Annotated in this window: 17 protein-coding genes, 1 tRNA gene and 1 pseudogene; 5 read left to right on the forward strand and 14 right to left on the reverse strand. The window is 73.8% G+C overall.

From position 1 onward, the window contains the following. Positions 1–96 precede the first annotated feature (96 nt). A complete protein-coding gene (locus PYR91_RS26815) occupies positions 97–948 on the reverse strand; it encodes a fused MFS/spermidine synthase (RefSeq protein ID WP_279784051.1) in 852 nt (283 codons plus the stop codon). Positions 949–1,011: 63 nt separating this feature from the next. On the opposite strand from PYR91_RS26815, the gene PYR91_RS26820 reads away from it, so the two are divergent. From PYR91_RS26820 to lat, 3 genes are all read left to right on the forward strand, one after another. After that, positions 1,012–2,565, forward strand: coding sequence for a penicillin-binding transpeptidase domain-containing protein (locus PYR91_RS26820; RefSeq protein ID WP_279784053.1), 1,554 nt, complete (start codon positions 1,012–1,014; stop codon positions 2,563–2,565). A 227-nt stretch (positions 2,566–2,792) separates the two neighbouring features. Beyond that, the gene (locus PYR91_RS26825) at positions 2,793–3,410 is read left to right on the forward strand and encodes a DUF308 domain-containing protein (protein ID WP_279784055.1); all 618 of its coding nucleotides are present in this window, start codon (positions 2,793–2,795) and stop codon (positions 3,408–3,410) included. Positions 3,411–3,573: 163 nt separating this feature from the next. Beyond that, positions 3,574–4,935: an L-lysine 6-transaminase gene (lat, locus tag PYR91_RS26830; protein ID WP_279784057.1), complete on the forward strand. Its 1,362-nt coding sequence runs from the start codon at positions 3,574–3,576 to the stop codon at positions 4,933–4,935. Between the two features lie 124 nt (positions 4,936–5,059). Here the strand turns inward: lat and PYR91_RS26835 are convergent. From PYR91_RS26835 to PYR91_RS26865, 7 genes and pseudogenes are all read right to left on the reverse strand, one after another. Then, positions 5,060–5,251: pseudogene (locus PYR91_RS26835) on the reverse strand (LuxR C-terminal-related transcriptional regulator); the annotation flags it as partial. Positions 5,252–5,496: 245 nt separating this feature from the next. Continuing rightward, a tRNA-His gene (locus PYR91_RS26840) sits at positions 5,497–5,569 on the reverse strand. A gap of 71 nt (positions 5,570–5,640) precedes the next feature. After that, a complete protein-coding gene (gene orn, locus PYR91_RS26845) occupies positions 5,641–6,237 on the reverse strand; it encodes an oligoribonuclease (RefSeq protein WP_279784059.1) in 597 nt (198 codons plus the stop codon). 21 nt (positions 6,238–6,258) lie between these two features. Continuing rightward, complete coding sequence (locus PYR91_RS26850) at positions 6,259–7,785, reverse strand: DUF2510 domain-containing protein (RefSeq protein WP_279784061.1); 1,527 nt, start codon at positions 7,783–7,785, stop codon at positions 6,259–6,261. Positions 7,786–7,859: 74 nt separating this feature from the next. Further along, the gene (locus PYR91_RS26855; RefSeq protein ID WP_279784063.1) at positions 7,860–9,380 is read right to left on the reverse strand and encodes a hypothetical protein; all 1,521 of its coding nucleotides are present in this window, start codon (positions 9,378–9,380) and stop codon (positions 7,860–7,862) included. Further along, the gene (locus PYR91_RS26860) at positions 9,381–11,141 is read right to left on the reverse strand and encodes a serine/threonine-protein kinase (RefSeq protein WP_279784065.1); all 1,761 of its coding nucleotides are present in this window, start codon (positions 11,139–11,141) and stop codon (positions 9,381–9,383) included. A gap of 198 nt (positions 11,142–11,339) precedes the next feature. Beyond that, positions 11,340–11,987, reverse strand: coding sequence for a pyridoxamine 5'-phosphate oxidase family protein (locus PYR91_RS26865; protein WP_279784067.1), 648 nt, complete (start codon positions 11,985–11,987; stop codon positions 11,340–11,342). 66 nt (positions 11,988–12,053) lie between these two features. Here PYR91_RS26865 and PYR91_RS26870 point away from each other — a divergent pair, with 66 nt between their 5' ends. After that, a complete protein-coding gene (locus tag PYR91_RS26870; protein ID WP_279784068.1) occupies positions 12,054–13,526 on the forward strand; it encodes a PLP-dependent aminotransferase family protein in 1,473 nt (490 codons plus the stop codon). A gap of 9 nt (positions 13,527–13,535) precedes the next feature. Here the strand turns inward: PYR91_RS26870 and PYR91_RS26875 are convergent, their stop codons facing one another. The 3 genes from PYR91_RS26875 to PYR91_RS26885 all read right to left on the reverse strand — a co-directional run bounded on the left by PYR91_RS26875 (position 13,536) and on the right by PYR91_RS26885 (position 16,532). Then, positions 13,536–14,696 (reverse strand): DegT/DnrJ/EryC1/StrS family aminotransferase, encoded by a 1,161-nt coding sequence (locus tag PYR91_RS26875; protein ID WP_279784070.1) that lies wholly within the window; start codon positions 14,694–14,696, stop codon positions 13,536–13,538. A gap of 219 nt (positions 14,697–14,915) precedes the next feature. After that, complete coding sequence (locus PYR91_RS26880; protein WP_279784072.1) at positions 14,916–15,998, reverse strand: GNAT family N-acetyltransferase; 1,083 nt, start codon at positions 15,996–15,998, stop codon at positions 14,916–14,918. Between the two features lie 114 nt (positions 15,999–16,112). After that, positions 16,113–16,532 carry a hypothetical protein gene (locus tag PYR91_RS26885; RefSeq protein ID WP_279784074.1) on the reverse strand — a complete coding sequence of 140 codons (420 nt, stop codon included), beginning with the start codon at positions 16,530–16,532 and terminating at the stop codon, positions 16,113–16,115. A 417-nt stretch (positions 16,533–16,949) separates the two neighbouring features. On the opposite strand from PYR91_RS26885, the gene PYR91_RS26890 reads away from it, so the two are divergent. After that, positions 16,950–18,332 (forward strand): xylan 1,4-beta-xylosidase, encoded by a 1,383-nt coding sequence (locus PYR91_RS26890; protein ID WP_279784075.1) that lies wholly within the window; start codon positions 16,950–16,952, stop codon positions 18,330–18,332. A gap of 133 nt (positions 18,333–18,465) precedes the next feature. Here the strand turns inward: PYR91_RS26890 and PYR91_RS26895 are convergent, their stop codons facing one another. From PYR91_RS26895 to PYR91_RS26905, 3 genes are all read right to left on the reverse strand, one after another. Continuing rightward, complete coding sequence (locus PYR91_RS26895) at positions 18,466–19,722, reverse strand: hypothetical protein (protein WP_279784076.1); 1,257 nt, start codon at positions 19,720–19,722, stop codon at positions 18,466–18,468. Between the two features lie 93 nt (positions 19,723–19,815). Next, the gene (locus PYR91_RS26900) at positions 19,816–20,145 is read right to left on the reverse strand and encodes a PadR family transcriptional regulator (protein ID WP_279784078.1); all 330 of its coding nucleotides are present in this window, start codon (positions 20,143–20,145) and stop codon (positions 19,816–19,818) included. 486 nt (positions 20,146–20,631) lie between these two features. Beyond that, positions 20,632–22,863, reverse strand: a complete 2,232-nt coding sequence (locus PYR91_RS26905) for a hypothetical protein (protein WP_279784080.1) — start codon at positions 22,861–22,863, stop codon at positions 20,632–20,634. Positions 22,864–23,706 lie beyond the last annotated feature (843 nt).

Genomic DNA, 23,706 nt, shown 5'->3' on the forward strand with positions numbered 1-23,706 from the left:
GAAAGAGCGCTTACCCGATGGGCGACCGGCCGGCGACGACGGCGAGCACACGACGCGGCCCGGGGATCCGCCGTCCCCGGGCGCCCGGGGACGGCGTCAGTGGAACAGTTCGGGCGGGGGCACCGGGGCGAGCACGGCGTCGCCGTCCTTGATGGGCGCGGCCCCGGCGACGAAGTTGACCAGGGCTTCGTCGTGCACGCAGCGGGCCTGGGTGAGGCCGCCGGCCGCCTTCCTGGTCAGTCGCGGCAGCGGCAGCGGCGCGGGTGAGGCGATCACGATGAGGTTGCCGAACCGCCGCCCCCGCAGGATGCCCGGTTCGGCCAGCAGTGCCACGTGGCGGAACCGGTCGCGCACGGTGGCGACCACCCGCCGGGCGAACGCCAGGCCCTTGCCGTCGGCGATGTTCACCAGCAGCGTGCCCGAGTCCTTGAGGACGCGGGCGACGTCGGCCATGTACTCGGCCGTCGCCAGCTCCAGGGGCATCACGGCCCCGGTGAACGCGTCCAGCACGAACAGGTCGGCCGAGGCGTCGCGCAGGCCGCCGGCCGCGGTGCGCCCGTCGCCGACGCGGACCTTCAGGCGCGGCACCGACCGCAGCCGGAGCTGGTCCCTGACGAGCCGCACGAGCGCCTCGTCGGGCTCGATCACGATGTGGCGGGAGCCGGGCCGGGTCGCCGCGACGTAACGGGGCAGCGTGCAGGCGCCCGCGCCCACGTGCACGGCGTCCAGCGGGCCCTCGGCGAGCGCGTCGACGGCGTCGGCCATCAGCCGGACGTACTCGAACTCCAGGTAGGTGGGATCGTCGAGGTCCACGTATGACTGGGGCACGCCGGCCATGCTCAGCAGCCACCCGCTCGGCCGGTCGAGGTCCCGCAGGAGCTCCACCTCGCCGTTGCTGACCGGGTAGCGGCCGGGGGCGGGGGTCGCCTCGGCCTTGTGCTTGGCCACACAGCCTCCCTTTGCTTCTGGTATATCCGGTTGTGCCATCTTCGGCACTCTTGGGAGAACCGTATGCGTCGCCGGGAACTTCTCGCTCTCCTCGTGCTGACGCTCGTCATCGTGGCCGGGGGCGTCGTGGCACTGGTGGTGGACGCCCGCCGAGTGCGGGGCGGCCCCGAGCAGACCGCCCTGGCCTACCTCGACGCCTGGGCGGCGGACAACCTGCCGCAGATGCGCGAGAGGGTCGCCTCCGCGCCGGCGGACTTCTTCGACCGGCACCGCCGCATGCGCACCGACCTGCAGATCCTGTCGGTCAAGCTGACGCCCGGCCGGCTCGTCCGGCGCGACGACCGGACGGCGGACCTGCCGTTCACGGGGGTCTGGCAGGTAGCGGAGCTCGGCCGGTGGCCCTTCTCCTCCGTGCTGCACCTCGGCGTCCGGGACGGCGCCTGGAAGGTCATCTGGACGCCGGAGACGCTCCACCCCGGCGTGGGGGCCGGCGAGCGGCTGCGCGTCTCCGAGATCCCCGTCCCGGGCACCGAGCTGTTCACCCGCCAGGGCAGGCCGCTGCCTCGCGACAGCGGGGCCGCGCCCTACTTCGAGGACCTGGTCCGCGAGATCGACGACCTCGACGAGGACCCGCCCTCCGGCTGGGCCATCGAGGCGGTGGCGGCCACCGGCAGGGTCCGCAGGCTGGTGGTGTACCGGCAGGCGGCCGAGCGCAGGTTCCGCACGACGCTCGACTGGTGGACCGAGGCGGCGGCCGACCGCGCACTGGACGGCGTCGGCGGCCCCGCCGCGATCGTCGCCGTCCGGCCGTCGACCGGGGAGGTGCTGGCCGTGGCCGACCGCCTGGCGGGCCAGGGGGCCTTCTACCGGCGCTACCCGGCCGGAGCGGCGTTCACGACGGTGACGGCGGCGGCCCTGCTGCGCGGGCCGGTCGCCCCGGGCACCCAGGTGGACTGTCCGGCCTCCTACACGGTCCCGGGCGGCCGCACCGTCGTCAACGGCGGCAGCGCCGCGCACGGCACGGTGACGCTCGCCCAGGCGTACGCGCTCTCGTGCGACACCACCTTCTCCCGGCTGGCCGTCGAGCGCCTGGGGGACGGGAGGCTGCGCCGCGAGGCCGAGGCCTTCGGGTTCGGCGCGCGGCTGAAGTCGGGGCTCGGCGGCCTGTGCGGGGCCATGCGGGAGCCGGAGACCGGCGACCAGCTCGGCCTGCGCGCCATCGGGGACGACGCGGTGGCCGCCACGCCGCTGTGCATGGCGACGCTCGCCGCCGCCGTCAAGGACGGCACCTGGCGCCCGCCCCGCCTGATGTCGAAGACCGCCGTGGCCCGCCTGGACGGCCCCGGGGGCCCCAGGGCCAAGCCCGTCCCCGTTGAGGTGGCGTCCGAGCTGCGCGCGATGATGGCCGCCGCGGCGGCCGACGAGACGGTCGCCGCGGCCGGGCTGCCCGGCGGGGTCTCGGGCAAGGCCGCCACGGCCCGTCCCGCCTCGGGCCGCGAGCACGCCTGGTTCATCGGCTACCGGGGAGACCTCGCCTTCGCGGTCTTCGTCGAACACGCCGGCACCGGCGCGGGGACCGCCGCGGCCGCCGCCGCCCGCTTCCTGCGCGCCCTGTGAGCGCCCGCGCGGGCGCCGTCGGCGGGCGGCCGACGCGAGCCGCCGGGCCCGTCGAGGTCCACCCGCGTCCGAGGGGTGCCGTGTCCCCTCTGAGGGGATTTATCGGTAGCTAGAGAGCTTTTGAGCTGTTCATGGGCCGTTGTCGCTTCTCGTCGGGATACGAAGGGGAAAGGGGGACGGAGGGTGGTCACGGAGGTCCTTCGTCGCAGCGCTATCGGGGAGGACACATGCACGACCTGACCGAGGAGACGGCGGCCCACCACTGGTGGATCTACGCCCTGCGCGGCGCGGCCGCGGTGCTGTTCGGCGTCCTGGCACTCATCTGGCCGGCGATGACGCTGCTGACGCTCGTCGTCCTGTTCGGCGCCTTCGCCATCGTGAGCGGCGTCTTCACGCTGATCGGCGCCTTCCGCGGCACCCACCCGCGCGACGCCAGGATCTGGATGGTCGTCTCCGGCGTGCTGGGCGTCGTCCTGGGCCTCGTCGCCTGGATCTGGCCGGGCATCACGACGTTCGCCCTGCTCATGCTGATCGCCGCCTACGCGGTCGTCATCGGCGCCGTCGAGATCGTCGCGGCGCTCCTTCGTCGCGGCGGCGGGGAGGTCCTCGCCTCGTTCAGGCGGGGTGAGGCGGGAGAGCTGGACTGGATGCACCTGGTCAACGGGGTGCTGGCGGTGATCTTCGGAGTCCTGCTGTTCCTGTGGCCGGCGACCGGCGCCCTCGCGCTGACCTGGCTGATCGGCGTGTTCGCCGTCGTCTACGGGATCTCGCTGCTCGTGCTGTCCGTGCGCGTCCGCGGCGTGGGCCACCGGGACACCCACGGCACGGCCCCGCATCCCGCCTGAGGGAACACGGGGAGAACGCGGCGCGGCGCGGGAGACCGGCGCACGGAGCCACGGCCGCGCCGGAAGATATTCGGCCCAGAGCGCGAAGAGCCGGAGGAATCCCGATACTTACCCGCCGGGAGGGAACATTCAGGGGAGGAGTCCGACCCTGACAGGAGGGCCCATGAGCGTCCTCGACCGGCTCGCCCGGCACATGCTCGTCGACGGCTTCCGCATGGAACTGGATCTGGAGCGCAGCCGGGGCTCCTGGATCGTGGACGCCGAGAGCGGCCGCCGCTACCTCGACCTCTACACGTTCTTCGCCTCGGCCCCGCTCGGCGTCAACCCCTTCGACGACGACCCCGGCTTCCTGGCCCTGCTCGGGCGGGTGGCGGCCAACAAGCCGGCCAACTCCGACCTGTCCACCGCCCACCTGGCCGACTTCGCCGAGACCTTCGCCCGCGTGCTGGGCGACCCCGAGCTGCCGCACCTGTTCTTCGTCGAGGGCGGCGCGCTCGCGGTGGAGAACGCGCTCAAGTGCGCCTTCGACTGGAAGAGCCGACACAACGAGGCCAACGGCCGCCCCCGCGAGCTGGGCACCAAGGTGCTGCACCTCACGCGCGCCTTCCACGGCCGCAGCGGCTACACGCTCTCGCTCACCAACACCGACCCGGTCAAGACCGACCGCTTCCCGATGTTCGACTGGCCCAGGATCGACGTGCCGGCCATCCACCACGGCGACGTGGAGGCGGCCGAGGAGAGGGCGCTGGCCCAGGCCCGCGCCGCCTTCGCCCGTCACCCGCACGACATCGCCTGCTTCATCGCCGAGCCCATCCAGGGCGAGGGAGGCGACAACCACATGCGGCCCGCGTTCCTGCGGGCGGTCCAGGACCTGTGCCACGAGCACGACGCGCTGTTCGTCCTGGACGAGGTCCAGACCGGCGCCGGCCTCACCGGCACGCCGTGGGCCTACCAGCAGCTCGGGCTGTCGCCCGACATCGTGGCTTTCGCCAAGAAGGTGCAGGTGGGCGGCATCATGGCCGGCCGCAGGGTGGACGAGGTCCCCGGCAACGTGTTCCGGGTCAGCGGGCGGATCAACTCCACCTGGGGCGGCGGCCTGGTGGACATGGTGCGCTCCCGCCGGATGCTGGAGATCATCGAACGCGACGGCCTCATCCCGCGCGCGGCCGTGCTGGGCGAGAGGCTGCTGGCCGGCCTGCGGCGCCTTGAGGCCGCGTTCCCCGGCGGGGTGCGCGCCGCCCGGGGGCGGGGCCTCATGTGCGCCTTCGACGTGCCTTCCGCCGGAGAGGCGGCGCCCGGGCCGGACGCCCCGGGCGAGGACGGGCGGTCCGTCGCGCCGTCCGCCAGAGACCGGCTGATCGCCGCGCTGCGTGAGGAGGAGGGGGTGCTGGTGCTGCCGTGCGGGGAGCGCACCGTGCGGCTGCGCCCCGCGCTGTCGATCACCGCCGAGGAGGTCGACCACGGGCTGGCGGCGCTGGAACGGGCGCTGCCCGCCGTGCGGAACCCGATGACCGTCCCGGCCTGAGGCGCCGGTTACCCGCCGCGGCCGTGCCGGGCGCGCGGGCCCCGGCCGGCGCCCGCATGGGCATTCGGCGTCCGAGGCCCCGGCCCGGCGTGACCGCGGGTCACGCCGGGGCCGGACCGGTTGTTCAGGACCGGCTCGGGGACTTCGCCCGCCACATTCCGATGGCCGTCATGCGGCAGTCGGCCCCCAACTTGGAGTAGATGCGGTTGACGTGGTTCTTCACGGTCTTCTCGCTCAGAAAGAGTCGCTGGGCGATCTGTCCGTTGGAATGCCCCGTCGCGATCAGCTCCATCACCTCGGCCTCGCGCTTGCTGAGCTCTGTGCGTGCATGCCTGTTGTACGTGGCGTCATCGACACTCATCCGGCCTCCGGTGGCACGAATCATTGTCAAGTCGCCGAGCCCCCCCAGCGCTGGCGGCGTAGCGGTCCTGTGCGAGCATAGCCCGCCGCTTGGGGCTTTGGGGGTCCATGCCGTACCAGAAACCACTACTTTCCGGGGAAGTGGGGCGATATGCCAGAAAAGCGCGATGGCCGGTCCTCGCGGACCGGCCATCGTCTCCGGGTGAGTGATGGGACTTGAACCCACGACATCCAGGACCACAACCTGGCGCTCTGCCAACTGAGCTACACCCACCACGCTCGCGGCATCGCCGCGGCACAGGGAAAAGTGTAGCGGCCTTTGGGGGGTTCTGACGCCGCGACGGGTCAAGATCCGGTTATGGCCTCCGCCACCTCGCGCGCCGTGGCGGAGTCGGGCCCCGGCTGGGGCACGAACACGGCGGCGCGGTAGTACCGCATCTCCTGGACGCTCTCGGTGATGTCGGCGAGCGCGCGGTGGCCGCCCTGCTTGGCGGGCGAGGCGAAGTAGACGCGTGGGTACCAGCGCCGCACCAGCTCCTTGACCGAGGAGACGTCCACCATGCGGTAGTGCAGGTAGGCGTCGACGGCGGGCATGTCGCGCGCCAGGAACGAACGGTCGGTGGAGATGGAGTTGCCGCACAGCGGGGCCTTCTTCGGCTCCGGCACGTGTCTTCGGATGTACTCCAGCACGACGGACTCGGCCTCGGCCAGGGTGACGCCGTCACCCAGCGCCGTCAGCAGGCCCGAGGCCGTGTGCATCTGCCGTACCACCTCCGACATCTGCTCCACGGCCTCGTGCGGAGGCTTGATGATGATGTCGACACCCTCGTCGAGCTGGTTCAGCTCGCCGTCTGTCACGACGCACGCGACCTCGACCAGCGCGTCGCGGCCGAGGTCGAGCCCGGTCATCTCACAGTCGATCCAGACCAGCAGGTCACTCATGATGCTCAGCGTAGTGCCCGGTCACGAGGCCTTGAGAGAGTCCAGTACGCGATCGATCACCTTAGTGTCCAGATTGTCGGGTACAGAGGCGTAAAGCAGGGAAGGTCGCTCTCCGTTCCCGCGGTCGACGATCACGATCGCGCCCTCCTCCTTGCGCCACTTCCAGCCGGCCTTCTTGGCCTCAGGGCCGAAGTCCATCTCGAAGCGCAGCAGCCAGCCCTTCTTGCCGTCCACCTCGATGGCCTCGTCCTTGAGGACCTTCTTCTGGTGCGGCGGGCCGTAGAACACCCCGTCGTAGGCGACCAGGACCTCGCCGGCGGTGTTGCGCAGGTCGCTGGTGCCCGTGTACTCGAAGACGGCGGGCAGCCGGGCCGTGGTGACCGTGCCCATCCACTTGCCGCCCTGCCCGTCGTAGTTCTCCTGGGAGACCGTCTGGTAGCCGCTGGACCACAGCGGGAACCGCGGGTCCTCCGGCCCCTGGCCGTTCAGCTCCTGCCAGGTCGGCACCTTCCACACGCCGCCGGGGAAGGCGTACGACAGCCCGGTGCGCGGGTCGGTGATCACGTCGTTCTCGGGCGCCGGCAGCTCGGCCGGGAAGTTGTTCGGGTCGCTCGGCGAGGGGCCGGGCGTGCTCTCCAGGGGCGGCGTGATCTGCGGGTCGGACGGCTGGACCGACTCGGAGGGCGCCTGCGAGGGCGCGGCGTTCGTGGGCGTGTCACTGCGGTTGATCACGTTCAACGCGATCACCAGCGCCACGACCAGGACGATGACGGCCGCGCCGCCGCCGAGCACCCATGGCAGCGGCCCGCGCTTCTTCGCCGGCGCCGCGCCGTGCGGGCCGTACTCCGGCGCCGGGAACTGGGCGGTGCCGCCGGGCGGGCCGCTCCACTGGGGCTGTGTCCCGGGCTGGCCGCCGTACGGCGGTTGCGCCCCCGGCTGGCCGCCGTACGGCGCCCCCGGGCCCGCGAAGCGCTCGGTGTGGTCGCCGGGCGGGGGGTACGGGCCGGGGCCCGCCTGGTGCGCGCCGGTCTGCCCGGGCCGGCCAGGGCCCGGCGGGTAGGCGCCCGGGCCGGGCTGGCCGTACGGGGGGGTGCCCTGCTGCGGGTAGGGCGGCCCCGGCTGGAAGCCCGGCTGGCCCTGCGGCCCGGTCGCCGGCCTGCCCGGAGGGGCCTGCTGCGGCCCGGTGCCCGGCTGCCCGTGGGGGCCGGTCACGGGCGCGTCCCGGGGGGCGCCGCCCGGCTGGGCGTGCGGCCCCGTCCCCTGCTCCGGCCCCGCGCCAGGCTGGCCGCCGCCCGGCGAGCCGTGCGGCCCCGTGCCCTGGGGCTGCGGCCCCGTGCCCTGGGGTGAGGTGCCCGGAGGGGCCTGCGGGCCCGCCGCCTGCTGCGGCCCGGTGCCGGGCCGTGCCCACTGGCCTGTGGTCACCGGACCGGCCTGGCCCGCCGCGCCCTCCATGGGGTGGGTGGCGTCGGTCCACTGCGTGCCGTCCCACCAACGCAGTTGGGGGGTTCCGTACGGGTCGGGGTACCAGCCGGCGGGGGTCTGCGTCATGTCGCCAGAATAGTGACATCCCGCCTTATCGCGCATTTGGAGTGCGCAGCATCCGGCTCGTCTTCAGCGGCCGGTCAGCATTTATAGGTGAAAGACGCCCGGTCCTCCAGGGGCTTGCCCGTGCCGGTGGGGGACAGGACCCGCAGCCGCGCGGTCAGCTTCCTGCTGCCCTCGCCGCCGACCTCCCACTCCAGCGTCACCTCGTGGGTGGACTTTCCGGACGGCACGGGGTCGGTGTGCTTGATCGCCTTCTTGCCGGTCGGCAGCCATTCGTAGGTGACCTCGCCCGCCGACCCGTTCGTCGTGATCACCCCGACGACGCCGACCGTGATGTCGCACCCCTTGGCCTTCGGCGTCTTGACCTCGACGGCCGTGACGGCGAGCGGCTCGCCCCGCTGGAACCACAGGAACAGCGCGGCCGTCAGGATGAGCAGGAAGATCACGACCGAGCCGAGGAGGCCGCCGCGACGCCGCCGCCGCTTCGCCGAGGCGGCGCCCAGGCGTTCCTTGGCCGGCATCGTGGTCTGCTCGCGCCCCGCCCGCCAGATCTGCGCCGCCGTGGTGCCGGCCGGGACGCCGGGGCCGAAGCGCATGTCCCCGGCCCGCTCGGTCTCGGCCGTGCCCGCCGGGGGCACCGTGCCATCCGCGCCGGCCGCGGCGTACCCCGCCGCGCCGCCCGCGCCCGCGAACCCCGCCGCGCCCGCGGGGCCGCTGCCCGGAGCGCCGTGGGCCGCCACCCGGTGGGCGCCCTGCCCGCCGCCGTACGGCGGTTCACCGGCGCCCGGCGGGTAGAGCAGGGTGACGACCTCCCCCTCGTCCTGCGCGATGGCGGGACGGGGCGGGCTCTGCGTCGGCACGTCGCTCGCCGACCACCACTGGATGCTGCGCACGAGCGGCTCGCGGGTGATGAACCCGGCGGGCAGCACTTCGCGCCCGGCGAGCAGCGAGTCGCGTGCCGCGTCCAGGCCCTGGGAGGTAGCGGTCGCCGCAGCGCGGTCGAAGAGCCGCGCCGCGCGCGGGTCGCCCGCCGCCCACGCGTCGGCCAGCCCCCGGGCGAGCGCCGCCCAGGCCGCGACGTCGCGTTCGGGCGAGGCGGCCTCGCCCAGCAGCGCCGCGGCCAGCCCGCGCTCGGCCAGCACCGCCACGCCGTCGTCGCCGACCACGACGGTGCCCGGGTGCAGCGCGCCGTGCGCCAGCCCGGCCGCGTGCACGGCCAGCAGGACCTGCGCCGTCTCCACCAGGACGGTGGCCGCGCTGCCGGCGTCCGGAGACGGCCGGCCCGGCCGGCCGTCCATCAGCTCGGCCAGGGAGGGGGTCCCCGGGCGCGCGGTGAGCAGCCAGATCTCCTCGCGCGCGGCGACCAGGTCGGCGACCGGCAGCAGCCCGCTCAGGCCGCTGCTCAGCAGCCGCCGGTCGGCCGTGACGGCGGCGACCACCCGTTCCGTCGCCCCCGGGGAGGACAGCAGCCCCGGGTCGAACCTGAGGGCCCCGGCCCGGCCGCCGTCAGGCGCGGCCGCGTCCATCCAGGTGCCCACCTCGCTCGCGCGGGTACGGCCCGTGAGCACGTACCCCGCGATGCCGCCGCCATCTGGCATCTACCGCCGCCTCCGGTGCCGTCCCGCCATCCGCTTCCTCAAGGCAAGTGTGGCGGGAACGGCGCCGGCCGTCATCAGCCCGGCCGCCAGCAGTCCAAGGCCGTCCTTGGAGGAGGTCTCCGGCTCCGGCGACTCGCCCCCGGTCTCGGGCTGCCTGGTCGAGGACTCCTCTCCGGTCCCCGGCTCCTTGGTCGGGGTGTCGCCGCCGGTCTCGGGCCGCCCGGTCGGGGTCTCGCCGCCGGTCTCGGGCTCCCTGGTCGGGGTGCCCGCCGTCCCGCTGGGCGTGGACGGCTGTCCCCTCGTGGGCGAGGGGGTGGGAGTGGGGGCGGGCTCGGGGGTGCGGACCGTCGGTGTCGGCCGCGGCCGGCCCGAGGGCAGGGTGTCATCCACCTTCGGATCGGCCCGGGGGCCCTCGTCGTCCTCCGTGGCGCTGGGGGAGGGCTTGGCCGAGCCGGTCGCCGACGCGGACGGCGGCGTGACCCGCTTCTTGCTGGGAGACGCCTTCGGCGTGCTCTGGCCGTCGGTGGAGGTGGGCGCGGCGTCCGGTGGCGCGGCCTCCGACGTGGTGGGCGCGGGGGTGGTGGGCTCCTCGGTGGGGCTCTCCTCCGGCTCCTCGGGCGCCTCGGTGATCGCGGGCTCGGCCGAGGAGAGGTCCAGGCCCAGGTCGGACGTGGTGGGGGTGGGGGTGACGACCGAGCTCTGCGCCTGCAACTCGCTGTCGCGCATCGTGCCCACCAGCACGGCGGTGACGGCCGCGACGACCGCGAGGCCCACCGCGCCGGCCGCGATCTTCACGCTGAGCTTCTTCAGCCCCCGCCGGGCGATGCCGTCGCCGCCGAGTTCGGTCTCGGCGAGGGAGGTGCTGGCCTCGGGCGCGTGGTCGGCCAGCGGGAACAGCAGCGCCAGCAGAGCGGCCAGGCTCGCGAGCCTGCGCCGCCCGCGGTCCTCCCAGCCGGGGCCGTACGCCTCGGCCGCCACCGCCTCCAGCTCGACCAGGAAGGCGTCGGCGCTGCCGGGCCGGTCGGCCGGGTGCTTGGCCATGCCCCGCTCGACCAGGCCGCGCAGCGGCGCCGGGACCTGCTCGACCGGGGGCGGCATGGCCTGGTGCTGCCGTGCCAGCGCGGCGATGTTCTGCGACTGGAACGGGCGGGTGCCGGTGAGGCACTCGAAGAAGACGATCGTGGCGGCGTAGACGTCCGTGCTGGGGCCGGCCGGCGCGCCCGCCCACTGCTCGGGCGCCATGTAGGGCGGGGTGCCGGCCCCGCTGACGCCGTCGCCCGACCGGACGGCGATGCCGAAGTCGACGAGCTTGCTGGCGCCGTCGCCCTCGATGATGATGTTCTCGGGCTTGAAGTCGCGGTGTACGATCCCGCTCGAATGGGCGGCGGCGAGGCCGAGCAGTGAGCCTTTCAGCAGCACCAGCGCGGCTTCGGCCCCCGTGGGTCCCTCCGATCGGAGCATCGCCCGCAGCGAGACGCCGTCGACGAGCTCCATGACGATGGCCGCGCCGCCGTCGCTCTCGACGTACTCGTAGAACCGGGCCGAGTGCGGGCCGTCGAGCAGTTCCAGCAGCCGGGCCTCGTGCCGGAACCGGACGACGAAGCCCGGGTCGGCGCACAGCTCGTCCGACAGGTACTTGATCGCTACCAAGGTGCCGTCGGCGTCGTAGCGCGCCATCGCGACGCGTCCTGATCCACCGGTGCCGAGATCGCGGATCTCGGTGTATCCGGGGACTCGCCATTCCCCCCTGCGGGCGTCCATACGCACTTCTCCTTCGTGGCCGGGTCCCCACCCATGACGCGACAACGAAGCCTAACGACGGCATCCGCCCTCTGTGCTGTTTAAATAGATATTTGGCATATTGTCGTTGCCATTGTCAGCTTTGTGGATCATGACCGGCTACTTGGTAGTGACCCATGGAAAATGGCGGTTTATATCCCCTTTGACCGTGCGGGCCGGTCAGCGGGCGGCCGGCGCGCCGCGTTCGGCGATGTGGGACGGCATCGGGATCCCCGGCGCGAGCCGGGGGTCGGGCTCCGGTGTTCCCCAGCTCACCCGCAACGGCAGCACCCCCGCCCACACGGGCAGCGCGTAGTCCTCGTCGTCGTCGTTGGGCGGCCCCTGCCGCACCTTCACCGACGCCTCGGCGAGCGAGAGCGCGATCACGGTGGTGCCGGCCAGCTCCTTCTTGTCCGGAAGGCGCACGGTGTCCCACTGGCCCGGGGCCAGGTGCTCGGTCAGCGCCCGCAGGCCCTCCCACCGCTCGTCGGGGTCGTCCACCACGCGGGCCGTGCCGTAGATCATCGCCGAGCGGTAGTTGACCGAGTGGTGGAAGGCCGACCTGGCGAGCACGATGCCGTCCACGTGCGTCACGGTCACGCACACCTCGCCGGCCGCGCGCAGCGAGCGGGTGCCGGTCGAGCCGTGCAGGTAGAGCGTGTCGCCCACGCGGCCGTACCCGGTGGGCACCACCATCGGGGAGCCGTCCACCACCACGCCGAGGTGACAGATCAGCCCGGCGTCGAGCACGGCGTACAGGTCGGCGCGGTCGGTGCGGCCCCGTTCCTTGGAACGGCCGAGGGACGTGCGAGGTGTCGTGGAGAGCATGCCACTACCGTAAGGACCGAGTGGACCGGGGTGTATGTCCACTGCCGAGCACTATCGGGAGACCACTTGCGCGACTTCGTCGACCTGCCCCTCGCCCTCGACCGCGGCGCGCCGGTCGCGCTCGCCGTGCAGCTCGGCGACCAGTTGCGGGGCGGGATACGCGCCGGAGCCCTCAAGGCGGGCGAGCGGCTGCCGTCCAGCCGCGGCCTGGCCCTGCTGCTCGGGGTCAGCCGCACCGTCGTGACCGAGGCGTTCCAGCAGCTCTACGCCGAGGGGTGGCTGGAGGGGCGGCACGGCTCGGGCACGTACGTGGCCGACCTCGCCCAGCTCGGCGCGGCGAGCCCCGCCCCGGCCGCCGCGACTCGCGCCGCCGCCACCGGCGCCTCCGCCGTCCCCGCCGCGGCCGCCGGCCACCCTGACGGAGCGCCCGGCGCGGAGCTGCCCAGGCCCGGCGCGGGGCCGGACGGGCAGAGCGTGCCCGCGCCGGCGGGGATGGTCGACCTGCGGCCGGGGAAGCCCTGGGTTCGCGACTACGACCAGGCGGCGTGGCGGCGGGCGTGGCGCGCGGCGGCCGGGCTGCCCCCGGCCGACTTCGTCGACCCCTACGGGCACCCGCGCCTGCGCGAGCTGCTCGCCGAGCACCTGCGCAGGGCCAGGGCGGTGCCGGTCGGGCCGGAGAACGTCATGGTGACGCGCGGGACGGGCCACGGTCTCGACCTCATCGCCGCCGCCCTGCTGCGGCCCGGCGACAGGGCAGGCGTGGAGGAGCCCGGCTACCGCGTGGCCCGGACGGTGTTCGCCAGCCGCGGCGGGCGCGTCGTCCCGTGCCCGGTGGACGCGCAGGGCGTCGTCCCCGAGGGCCTGCCCGCCGGCCTGCGGGTCCTGTTCACGACCCCGGCGCACCAGTTCCCGCTGGGCGGGCGGCTGCCCATCCCGCGCAGGGAGCGGCTGCTCGCGTGGGCCCGGAGCACCGGCGCCACGGTGGTGGAGGACGACTACGACGCCGAGTTCCGCTACGACGTGGCGCCGCTGCCGGCCCTGTACGGCCTGGACCCCGAGCGGGTCGTGCTGCTGGGCACGCTGTCGAAGTCCCTCGCGCCCAACGTCGGCATCGGCTGGCTGGTCGCCGCGCCGCCGCTGCTGGCCCGCATCGCCGCGCTGCGCGGCCTGCTGGGCGACCGGACGTCCGGACCGGTCCAGGAGGCCGTCTCGCTGCTGCTCGAACGCGGCGACCTCGACCGCCACCTGCGGCGCATGCGCCTGGAGTACGCGCGCCGCCGCGCCGCCATCGTGGAGCTCCTCGGCCCGCGCGTGAGCGGCGACTCCGCGGGACTGCACGTCTTCCTGCCGCTGCCGCCCGAGCGCGTCGACCCGCTGATCGCCGCGGCGGCCGCACGCGGCGTGCTGCTGGACACCACCGCGCGCCACCACCACGGCCCCGTCCGCACCTTCGGGCTGGTCGTCGGCTACGGGTCGGCCTCCCTGGCCGACGTCAGAAGGGCCTGCGCCGTGCTCGCCGGCCTGATCGACGGCGGGTGAGCCACGCGGTCAGGCGGCGCGGCGCATGCGGTGGTCGCCGGGCGGCGGCGGCGCGGGCTGGAGCGATCCCACCACGGGCAGCGCGCGGTCGGCGTACATCGGGTCGACCGGCAGCACGTGCCGCGCCCACCAGCGGGCGGGCTCGGGGTCCGGCGAGGGCTCCACGAACTCCGCGGCGTAGTCGTCGTACGGCGGGTCGTACAGGTACCCCGTGGGCACCCCGCGCCGCGCGAGCGCGGCGATCGCCCCGTCGCGGTCGGCCACCAGGAGCGGCACCCGGAACAGCGGCTGGTCGACGTTCGCGAGCACACCCGGCGCGACGGTCGGCAGCTCGGCCAGCCTGGCGACGCCCGCCAGCCTCCGGTCGCGCTCGGAGGGCAGGCCCGCCAGGCGCCTGCTCTGGTACCACCGGGCGACGGCCCCCCGCGTGTCGCGGTAGCCGTGCAGGTCGGCCCGGACCCAGGTGTCGAGGGCGGCGAGGTCGGGCACCGACTTGAGCGCGGTGCGCAGCTCCTCGGGGCGCAGCGGGATGCGGTGGCCGTCACGCGGCTCCTGCAGGCGCAGGACACGGGCCACGCGCATGGCCGGGCGCGCCATGTCGAGCCTGAGCGCCGCGTTGCGGGCCACCGAGGTGGCGACGCCCAGCAGCTCCTTGCGCAGCGCGCCGGGCCGGAGCAGCAGGTCGCGCTCACGCTCTAGCGCGCGCCGCTCGGCGGCCCCCTCGACCGCCACGACGCCGCCGGACCCCGCGCCGGCGTGCTTGGACAGGCTGAAGACCCCGGCCGCGCCGAACGTGCCCAGGGGGCGGCCCCTGACCGAGGTCTCCCCGCCGTGCGCGACGTCCTCGATCATCACCAGCCCCGTCCCCGCCATGGCCAGCACCTCCTCGGGCAGGCCGTACATGTTGGTGGTGAGGATCGCGTCGACGGCGCTCGCCACCACCCGCGCCAGCTCGATGTTGCCGTCCATGAGCGAGACGGGCGCCATCACCGGGATCAGCCCGGCGGCCAGCACCAGGAACAGGATCTCGTCGGCCGAGATGGGCGACATCAGCAGCCGCTGGCCGGGGGAGCACCAGTGACGCAGGGCGAGGAAGAGGCCCAGCCGGTTGGACGGGACGTAGACCCCGTGCCGGCCGGTGCGGGCCGCGACGAGTTGCTCCGGGCTCACTGCTCTCTCTTTCCGCCGCCTGGGTGCCCGCCTGTGGGACGACCGGTGGTCTTCGCCGGCTGCGGTGCCCGTTCCCGCCGCCACCGTGCCTCAAGTCGGGGAGGGGCGAGGAGTCGGGGACCGGCTGTGCCGGTGCCGCCCAGCGGGCCGCGACCGGTGAGCGCGTGCGAGCACCCAGGAGTGATCAGAGCAGAAAGTTAGCGCATGCGGACAGGGTGGTTATGAGGCGATCGACGTGCGAATTTTGCCGAATGTCTTAAGTGCCAGGTCAGCGGTGTCCCGGAGTGCGGAATTCGCCAGGACCGTTCCGCGTGCTTTGCGCAGGGGCACGCGCGACACCCAGTGCGCGCCGGCAGCCGGGGTGAACCGGGCGATTCGTCCCTCGACGACCCACAGCTCGCCGGTCTTCAGCTTCTCCTTGTACTCCTTCTCGCCTCGCCCCATGTCGATCAGCCGGATACCGGCCTCGGCCGCGCGCTCGGCCATGCCCAGGTGCTGGATCAGGCCGGGGGAGTACTTGGCGAAGGCGGTGTCATAGGCGGGGAACCAGCCGGCGAGCGTGGTGGCGGTGCGCAGCCCGAAGTGGCCGGCGACCGGCCGCCCCCCGGCGTACACCATGTCGAGCGAGCCGCCGAAGTGCGGCGTGTCGACCTGCAGCAGGTTCTGCACCAGCCGCACGATCCACGGCCGCGCGAAGCGGTCGGTGCGGCCCGTGCGGCGGTACTGGCCGGTCTTCCAGTCGAGCAGGACGCGCAGCACGGCCTCGTCGCGCACGTCGTAGTCGTGGCGCAGCTCGCCGAAGTCGCGCTGGAGCTTGCGGCTCTTGTAGGCGGTCGACTTGTAGGTCTTGCCGGAGACCTCCTTGAGCACCTCGACGTACGCCGGGAAGCCGTCGGACAGGTCGATCACCGGCGAGGGGTGCCTGCTGTGCTTGGCGGGCATCAGCGGCTGCCCGGCGAGGAGGTGGTCGAACTCCAGCACGGACAGCCCGCAGGCCCGCATCAGCTCCTTGGTGCTCAGCTCGACGTCCTTGGCGTGCACCATGCCCTGGGCGTCGGTGAGGCCGGCGGCGACCGGCATGCCGATGCCGAAGCGGTGCCGCTCGAAGGGCAGGAACCCGACGATGTCGGGCCCGTCGCTCAGCACCGCCACGCGTACCTGCTCGCGGACGCGCCCGGTCTCGACCGTGAACTCCGGTGACAGGAACGGGCTGTCCAGGGCGGGGTCGCCGTTCTGGAGCTCCCGCCACCGGTCCGTCTCGGACGCGCCGAGTTCCCGAGGGTGGACGACGGAGATGCGCATGGCTCCTACTGGGGTCATCGTGGGGCAGGTGCGGGCCTGCTCATCTGACCCAGCTTGATGCCTGGCACCTAATAGTACGATAAAGATCAGAACACCGCGCGCGCCGTGCGACGATCATCGGTCGACCGGCACGCCGTGCTCCAGCACCTCCCGTGGGCTCGGCGCGTCCAGGACGTCGGCCTGCCCGCCGACGATGCGGTGCACGTCGATCGGGCCGGGGTCGCCCTCGAAGCTGCCGGGCACCTGCGAGCTGCCGAAATGGCCGCCCAAGGCCCACAGGCGGAGGCTTCCCTGCGCGGCGATCGAGTGCGGGTACGGCAGCGGCGGGCCGGCCGGCCACCGGCGTGGCACGTGCCAGGAGTCCAGCCACGCCAGGATGTCGTCCAGCCCGTCGAGCTTGCTCTCGGTGAAGGGCTCCTCCACCGACCCGAGCACGCGGATCTGGACGCAGACGCGGCCGTGGCGGTTCAGGTCGCCCGGCAGGCCGTACGCCGCCCTCCACGGGGGCAGCGACTGCGCGATCTGGCCCGTCACCGGGTTCCAGACCAGGTGAGCCGGTCGTCGGAGTTTGACGAGATGCTGAGCCACTGACTTGGCCGACACCCGTTGGGGATCGGTCGGCCAGAGGAACCAGACCACTCGGGGAGCGCCTCCGGTCATGGGACCTGCGTCCTCCGGAGCGGGAATTCGACTGGCGACGGGCAGCCATGCACGGGCCACTGTGCCCCCTCAAATCCTCGGTCGTCCGGTTTTATACCCCTATCGGCAACGAGTTCACCTTGCGATCGTTGATCGTTGACCGCGTCACGGGCAACGGATGCACCTCATGACCCGGTTAAGGGTGGTACGGAAAGCGGCGGTTCCAAGACGTGACACCGTCGACTCGTGCCGAGAGCCCAGGTAGTGGCACCATTCAAGAGTTCTGAAAGCGCCACTGGATACGGTGAGGAAGTGTTGGAGAACAGCGGACGGCACGCAAGGCGCCGCTACATCCCCCGTTGGCCGGTGGCCCTCGGGGCCGGTCTGGTGGCCCTGCTCACGGTGGTGGGCCTTCTCACCTACGCGGCCCAGCGCGGCGACCGGGAGGACGGCGTGGCCGCCACCATCCCCGCGACCCCCGAGCCGCCGCCGACCCTGGAGCAGCCGCCCGTGACGGCCGACTGGCCGCGCTGGGGGGTGACGCACACCCAGTACAGCGCCGACAACGAGGACACCGCCGCCGCGGGACGCGCCAAGGAGCTGTTCAGCCGCGTTCCCATGCTGCAGAACCAGCACATCATGGGCTGGGGCGCCGGCAACCCGGAGCCGTCCCCCGGCAAGTACGACTTCCGCGACCTCGACCGCCGGGTGAAGCTGATGGCGGCCACCAAGGCCCAGCCGGTGCTCACCCTGTGCTGCGCCCCCGACTGGATGAAGGGCGGCGCCGAGGGGCGCACCGCCTGGAGCAAGATCGAGGTGGCGCCCCGGCGCGAGCACTTCGACGACTTCGCGGCGCTCGCCGTCACGGTCGCCAAGCGCTACCCGACGGTGACGCACTACATGGTCTGGAACGAGTTCAAGGGCTTCTGGGACGACGCGCACAACGCCTGGAACGCCGAGGCCTACACCGACCTGTACAACCGGGTCTACGACGCGCTCAAGGCCGTGAACCCCAAGATCCAGGTGGGCGGCCCGTACATCCCGATCGACAGCCACGTCTCCACGTCCGATGGGTCGGCGTTGAAGGGGCCGTGGGGCGTCATCGACCGGCGGTCGCTGGAGGGCGTGGAGTACTGGCTGAAGCACAAGAAGGGCGCCGACTTCGTCGTCATCGACGGCTCCTCGGCCACCAACGACCAAGGCGTGGTGCCCGACGAGTTCACGGCGCTCGGCAAGTTCTCGGCCGTCACCTCCTGGCTGCGGCAGAAGAGCGGCGCGCTGCCGATCTGGTGGGCCGAGTGGTACGTCGCGCCCGACTCCGTCGACTGGAACGAGACGCGCCGCACCGCCGTCCAGGCCGCCGCGATGATCGAGTTCGCGCGCGGCGGCGTCGCCACCGCGCTCTACTGGAACCCGCAGACACGGCGCGGCGGCGAGTGCCCCGGGTGCATGTGGTCGGCCGGCTCCGGCGACGAGATGCCGATGGCGGGCCTGCTCAGCGGCTTCACCCGCTGGTTCCCCGCCGAGGCCCGCCTGATCCAGGTCGAGGTCTCCGACCCGCGCGTGCGGGTGCTGGCCGTGGAGAATCAGATGATCATGGTCAACACCGCCGGCACCGACGTGACGGTGACCGTGGACGGCAAGCCCTTCGACCTGACCCCCTACGCCGTCACCTGGAGCGACCGCGGCCGGTAGCGCCCCGTCGCCCATCCGTCGCCGCCCCTCGGAAATGGTGCCTCCGGCGCGCTTTCCGAAGGGCGACCCTCGACGCGGTACTTCCCCCCGCGGCGCGAGCGACCGTCCTCGGCCGCCGAAGGGTAGGGGCAGGTCAGCGGGTGGGGGCCGTGGCGTCGCCGGGGGTGTCGGCGGGCCTGTGCCCGAGGGCCGTGCCCAGGGCTGCCCCGCCCACCGCGCCGACGGCCCAGAAGACGGTCATGACGGCGAGAAACTCCGGACGCAGCACGTCGAGGACGGCCGCCTGCCAGGTCGGCGGCACGGCGTCGCCCGTGGTCAGGTAACCGGCCTGCCGGCGCATCCAGAACACGGCTTCGGGAATGCCGACGGCGAGCACGGCCACCAGGGCGGCGAGCCCGGCCAGTGCTCCGGCGCGTACCCCTGAGCCGAAGGAGCGGTGGCGCCAGGCCGTGGCGAGCGCGACGGCGAGCAGCAGGACGCTCGGGCCGGCCACCCAGAAGCCGAGCACGCCGCCCCGGTCGTGGGCCAGCGACCAGCGCGAAGCGGCGAACGACCCGCCCGCGACGACGATCGCCACCCCGGCGGCCCGTAACCACGCACCGTGAGACTGTCCGGACCGCAGCGCGGTCCACACCCCGCCGAGGGCGAACCCGCGGCGCTCGGCCGGCGGGTCGATCGCCGCCAGCTCGGCCCGCAGCGCGGCACCCCACGCGGACCGGTTCTCGGGAAGGTCGGCGACGGCCGTGTCGACCAGGAGCTGCCAGATGTCGCGTACCGGGTGCCGGCGACCCCCGGTCTCGGCGCGGGCCCCGAGCGCGGCCCCCAGGACGGGCCACGGCACGGCCCAGATCAGCGCGGCGAGGAAGGTCTCGAACGGACCCAGCAGCCGGCCGCCGCCGAACAGCACGATGGCGGGGAACGTGTCGGGCTCCGCCAGGTAGGTGGCGCGCAGCGGCAGGTGCCCGGACGCGGTGCCCGCGGCGACGGCGACGAGCGCGAGCAGCCCGGCGACGGTTCCGGCCCCGAACCCGCGCGCACGGGCCACGGCGGCCGCGGCCACCCCGGCGAGCGTGGCGCACACGACCGCCGCGAGCAGTCCGAGCAGCATGGCCAGCAGCACCACGTCGAAGCCCTGGCGCGGGCCGTCCGTGACCGTGGCGAGATACCAGCGCTCCAGGCCGGCGGTGAGCAGCCCGGCCGCGGCGGCGACGGCGATCAGTCCCGGCCACACGGGGCGTCCGGCGCCGTCCCGCCACGCGGCGCCGGTGCGGGTGGCGAGCGCGCCCGCGCCGCCCCGGCGCACGACGTCACGCAGCCGGAGCGCGAGCACCACGGTCGCGAGCAGGGGCGCCGGTGCGAGCATCACCAGGGTGAGGAGGGACTCGAGCATCGTGGGCCTCCGAACGGCAGGGCAGGGCCGGGATGGAGCGGTGGCGGTCAGGTGACTCGGGGCGCGAGCCGGGCGGGGATGGAGCGGTGGCGGTCAGGTGACTCGGGGCGCGAGCCGGGCCGTTCGCGGAGCGGGCGCGGCCTCGCCGGCAGGCGCCGACGCCGCGACGGTGCGCGCGAGCTCGGCGCCCGCGCTGGAGAGCCGGTAGAGATGCCGGGCCGGCCGCCCGCGCGGCGGGTCGGTCTCCCAGGAGGTCTCCACCTGCCCGCGCTCGGTGAGGCGGATGAGGATCGGGTATACCGTGCCCGCCTTCAGGCCGAGCGTGCGGCACAGGTCATAGCCGTGGCTCCAGCCCGAGCCGGTCTCGGCGAGAGCCGTGAGCACGGCGGCGGTCTGCGGAGAGGGACGTCGTGCGCGTACCATGCCCCTAATATCTACCTAGGTAGACTTATTGCGCAAGGCCTCTTGTCCGCACCATGTCGCCACCACCGCCCTCGCTCAACCGGGTACGCCACCGTCTGGGCCCAGATCGGGCGCCGTCGTCTGGGCCCGAACGGGGTGCCGCCACCATCGTCCGCGCCCGACCGGGCGCCGCCGGCGTCCGTGGTGAAGCCGGGTGCCGCCCCGGAATGGTGCCTTCGGCGCGGCCTTCGCGAAGGCGACCCCCGCCCAGCCCGTCACGGGCTTCGCCTGCGCGCCTCCGGGAGGCCATTCTCCTGGGTGGTGGAGGGCGGGCGCCGCGGTGGAGGTGGCCGGTCCCGGGTCGCGCGGTTCGCCGGTGACCCGCCGTACGGCGGCGCCGTCTTCGCCGTACCGCTTCTCGCCGACTCGGCGCTCATCGGCGGGAGGAAGGGAGCCACCCGGCGAAGGCAGGGGGTCATCGTGCTGCGCCGGGTGGAGGGCGCCTCGCTAGGCCGAGGTCAGGGTCAGGAAGCGTTCGGCTATCACGGCCAGGGCCGCCAGGGTCATGATCAGGCCGATGACGACCAGGCGTCTTCGAGCGCGTGAGTTGCGGCTTCGGCCGCGTAGGCGTGCGAGTTCCGCGGCGAACAGGGTGGCCGAGGCCGTGGCGAGGGCCACGATGCCGAGCGGGGTCCAGGGCGTCGACGGGTCGCCCACAAGGGTCATCGCCGTCGGGGGTGGGATCTCGGTGCCCTTCGGGTAGCTGCGCAGCGTGTAGAGCGCGGCGTCGTCGTTGGCGAAGACCCGTTTGAGGTAGGACGAGGAGTCCAGGGACGCGCGGAACCGCTCGCCCCACCGGTCGGGGAAGCCGTGGTTGAGCTCCAGGTACGCCGCCTGTCCCCTGCTGGCCATCACGAACGTGTTGGCGGGCCTGGCGCGCAGCGCCGTCAGCACACCCTTGACGTCCTTGGGGTCCTCGGTGACCAGCGCCTGGAGGTAGTCGACGCGGTCGATGTCGCGCTCGCGCCACGGGATCGTCGGCGTCACCTCGTCCCCGAGCACCGGCACCAGGTACAGCAGCCGGGCGCTCGGCCTGTCGTGGTCGTAGACCCAGTGCATCGCCGCGACCTCGCCGGTGGTGACCCGCTCGAACTTCTCGTTGCCGTACCGGGCGACCAGGAAGGCGACCGCGAGCACCAGCGCCGAGACGGCGGCGAGCACCACCGACAGGCGCCGGGTGGTCTCCGGGGCGAGCCGCAGCGGGCGGCGCAGCCGGATCGGGACGGTCTCGCCCTCGCGCGCGCCCCCCGTCTGCGCGGGAAGGTTCGGGAAGAAGGCGTAGGCGCCCAGGATGCAGGCGGCGGGCAGGGCGAACATGTAGACCCGCAGGCCGATCTCGCCGCCGTAGCTCTGCAGCCCGAGCGCCATGACCGGCACGCACAGCAGCACCAGGGCGGTGCGGTCGCCGACCCCGCGCCTCAGCCGTCGCAGCAGGCCGACGGCCGCGAAGGTGAGGATCACCCCGCAGATCCCCAGCCGCACCTGCAGGACGAGGGCGTGCTGGGGGTCGGTGCCCTCCAGCCGGTCGCCGGTGTTCTCCTGGAGGTTGGCGAAGATCTTGCCGATGCCGCCGAACAGCTCGTCGATGCGGCCACTCCAGAACGGCGTCGCCTGGTAGTTGATCCAGGCGAGCACGATCAGGCCCAGCAGCACCGGCAGGGTCAGCGACAGGGTGCTGCGCCGGAGCAGGATGAGGCCGGTCAGCGCCCCGAGCATCATGAACGGCGTGATCTGGTGGGTCGCGGTGGTGGCCACGAACAGCGCCACCAGCAGGGTGAGCAGCACCACGCGGTCGGTCACGGTGGTCGGCCGCGACGGCAGCTCGCCGGGCGTGAGCCCGTCGAGCCGGGCCAGCGCGCGCCGCAGCAGGCCCTTGGCCGGCGGTGGCGCGGTGCGCGGCTCGGCCCGGCCGAACCAGCGCAGCAGGATCGCGATGAAGACCAGGTAGAGCGCGTAGGTGAAGCCCTGCGGCGAGAAGTAGTCCTGCCCGATCCACTGGACCACGATGAACAGCAACGCGGCGAACCAGCGGGCGCGGGTGGTGGCGACGATCTGCCGCAGGATCAGCACGAACGGCAGCAGGTAGAGCAGGTTGGACACCATCGGCGTCCACTGCAGGACGAAGGAGGGATCGTCGATCCCGGCGGCCCGCAGCACGAAGCCGAACAGCGCGAAGAACCCGGGCCAGGCGAAACGCGCGTCGAGGCCCGGCAGCGCCTCACCGGCCCGCCCGATGTACTCGGCGAACCCCGCGTGCACCCAGGCGGTGTGGAAACGCGGCTCGTCCTCCACCAGGGCGGCGGCGCCGTGCAGGGCGAACGTGATGGCCGCGAGCTGGAACAGCAGCAGGCCCTTGCGGTCGGTGTTCTGCGTCAGCGTGACGAAGAACGAGACCAAGATCATCGCGATGGCCGCGAAGGCCGTCACCGGCAGCGCCGAGATCAGCCCGAGCCCGTCGATGCGGTCGAGGTCGACCCCGCGCATCGCGCCGTGCGGCACACGCAGGGCCAGCACGTACATGGCCAGGCCCTCGACGGTCAGCAGCGGCGGCAGCCACGACGGCGAGCCGGCCGCCAGCCGCGACACCCACGAAGGCCCCCTCCCCAGCCACAGCACCGGCGCCTCGCCCCCGGAGCCCTCCCGGGCACCCTCGGCCGTCCCGGCCTCCGGCACCGGCACGCCCGTCCCGGGTACGGCCGGCGCGGCCTTCGCGGGCGCGGGGGTACGCGTGGGAGCCTTCACCGGAGCCGGAGCCGGAGCCGGAGCCGGAGCCGGAGCCGGAGCCGGAGCCGGAGCCGGAGCCGGAGCCGGAGCCGGAGCCGCCGGGCGCGGGGCCACTTTCGAGGTCGGTGCCGGTGCCGGTGTCGGCGAAGCCGTCTTGCCTGGTGTCGACGGGGTGGTCTTGCCCGGTGCCGGTGCCGGTGCCGGGGAAGTCGTCTCGGACGGCTCGGGGACGGCGGCGCCGGTCCTTCCCGGTGGCGTGGCGGGCACGGCCTTCGCGGGCCGGGTCGGAGCGGCCTGCGCCGTTCCGGGCGCGGCCGGAGCGGCCTGGGCTTGTGCCGGCAGCGCGGGTGCTGGCGCCGGTGACGCCGGCCGCTTGTCGAGCTTCAGGGGGCGCTCGGCGTCCTTGGGGGGCCGTTGGACGGCCGGTGCGATCTTCTCCGGGCGAGGGAGGGGGAGCGAGATCACCTGAGTGGCGTCGGCGTCCACCTCGTCACCGCCACCGGAGGCCTCCTCGGAGCCGGCGGCCCCGGCCACCCGAACGTCCCCTTCACCCGGGCGCCTGCCCGGGGCGGTCGGCTTGTCCACGGCGCGCGGCTCGTCCGCGACGGCAGGACTGTCCCCAGTCGTGGTCTTCTCCGCGCCGGTGGTGTTCCCCCGGCTGGCCGGCTTGGTGGGGCCAGCGGGCTTTTCACCGGTCGCGGGCTTGGGGACGACGGAGGTGTTGTCTTCGGCGGCGGGCGTGGGTCCGACGGCCGGCTTGGCCGCGCCAGCGGGCTTCTCGCCGGTCGTGGGCTTGGC

The organism is Sphaerisporangium sp. TRM90804, from assembly GCF_029846175.1.
Classification (GTDB): domain Bacteria; phylum Actinomycetota; class Actinomycetes; order Streptosporangiales; family Streptosporangiaceae; genus Sphaerisporangium.

Bases quoted from the DNA above. Each gene is read 5' to 3' on its own strand.
- PYR91_RS26820 (WP_279784053.1), top strand. From the start codon at position 1,012: ATGCGTCGCCGGGAACTTCTCGCTCTCCTCGTGCTGACGCTCGTCATC.
- PYR91_RS26825 (WP_279784055.1), top strand. From the start codon at position 2,793: ATGCACGACCTGACCGAGGAGACGGCGGCCCACCACTGGTGGATCTAC.
- lat (WP_279784057.1), top strand. From the start codon at position 3,574: ATGAGCGTCCTCGACCGGCTCGCCCGGCACATGCTCGTCGACGGCTTC.
- orn (WP_279784059.1), bottom strand. From the start codon at position 6,237: ATGAGTGACCTGCTGGTCTGGATCGACTGTGAGATGACCGGGCTCGAC.
- PYR91_RS26850 (WP_279784061.1), bottom strand. From the start codon at position 7,785: ATGACGCAGACCCCCGCCGGCTGGTACCCCGACCCGTACGGAACCCCC.
- PYR91_RS26855 (WP_279784063.1), bottom strand. From the start codon at position 9,380: ATGCCAGATGGCGGCGGCATCGCGGGGTACGTGCTCACGGGCCGTACC.
- PYR91_RS26860 (WP_279784065.1), bottom strand. From the start codon at position 11,141: ATGGACGCCCGCAGGGGGGAATGGCGAGTCCCCGGATACACCGAGATC.
- PYR91_RS26865 (WP_279784067.1), bottom strand. From the start codon at position 11,987: ATGCTCTCCACGACACCTCGCACGTCCCTCGGCCGTTCCAAGGAACGG.
- PYR91_RS26880 (WP_279784072.1), bottom strand. From the start codon at position 15,998: ATGCGCATCTCCGTCGTCCACCCTCGGGAACTCGGCGCGTCCGAGACG.
- PYR91_RS26895 (WP_279784076.1), bottom strand. From the start codon at position 19,722: ATGCTCGAGTCCCTCCTCACCCTGGTGATGCTCGCACCGGCGCCCCTG.
- PYR91_RS26900 (WP_279784078.1), bottom strand. From the start codon at position 20,145: ATGGTACGCGCACGACGTCCCTCTCCGCAGACCGCCGCCGTGCTCACG.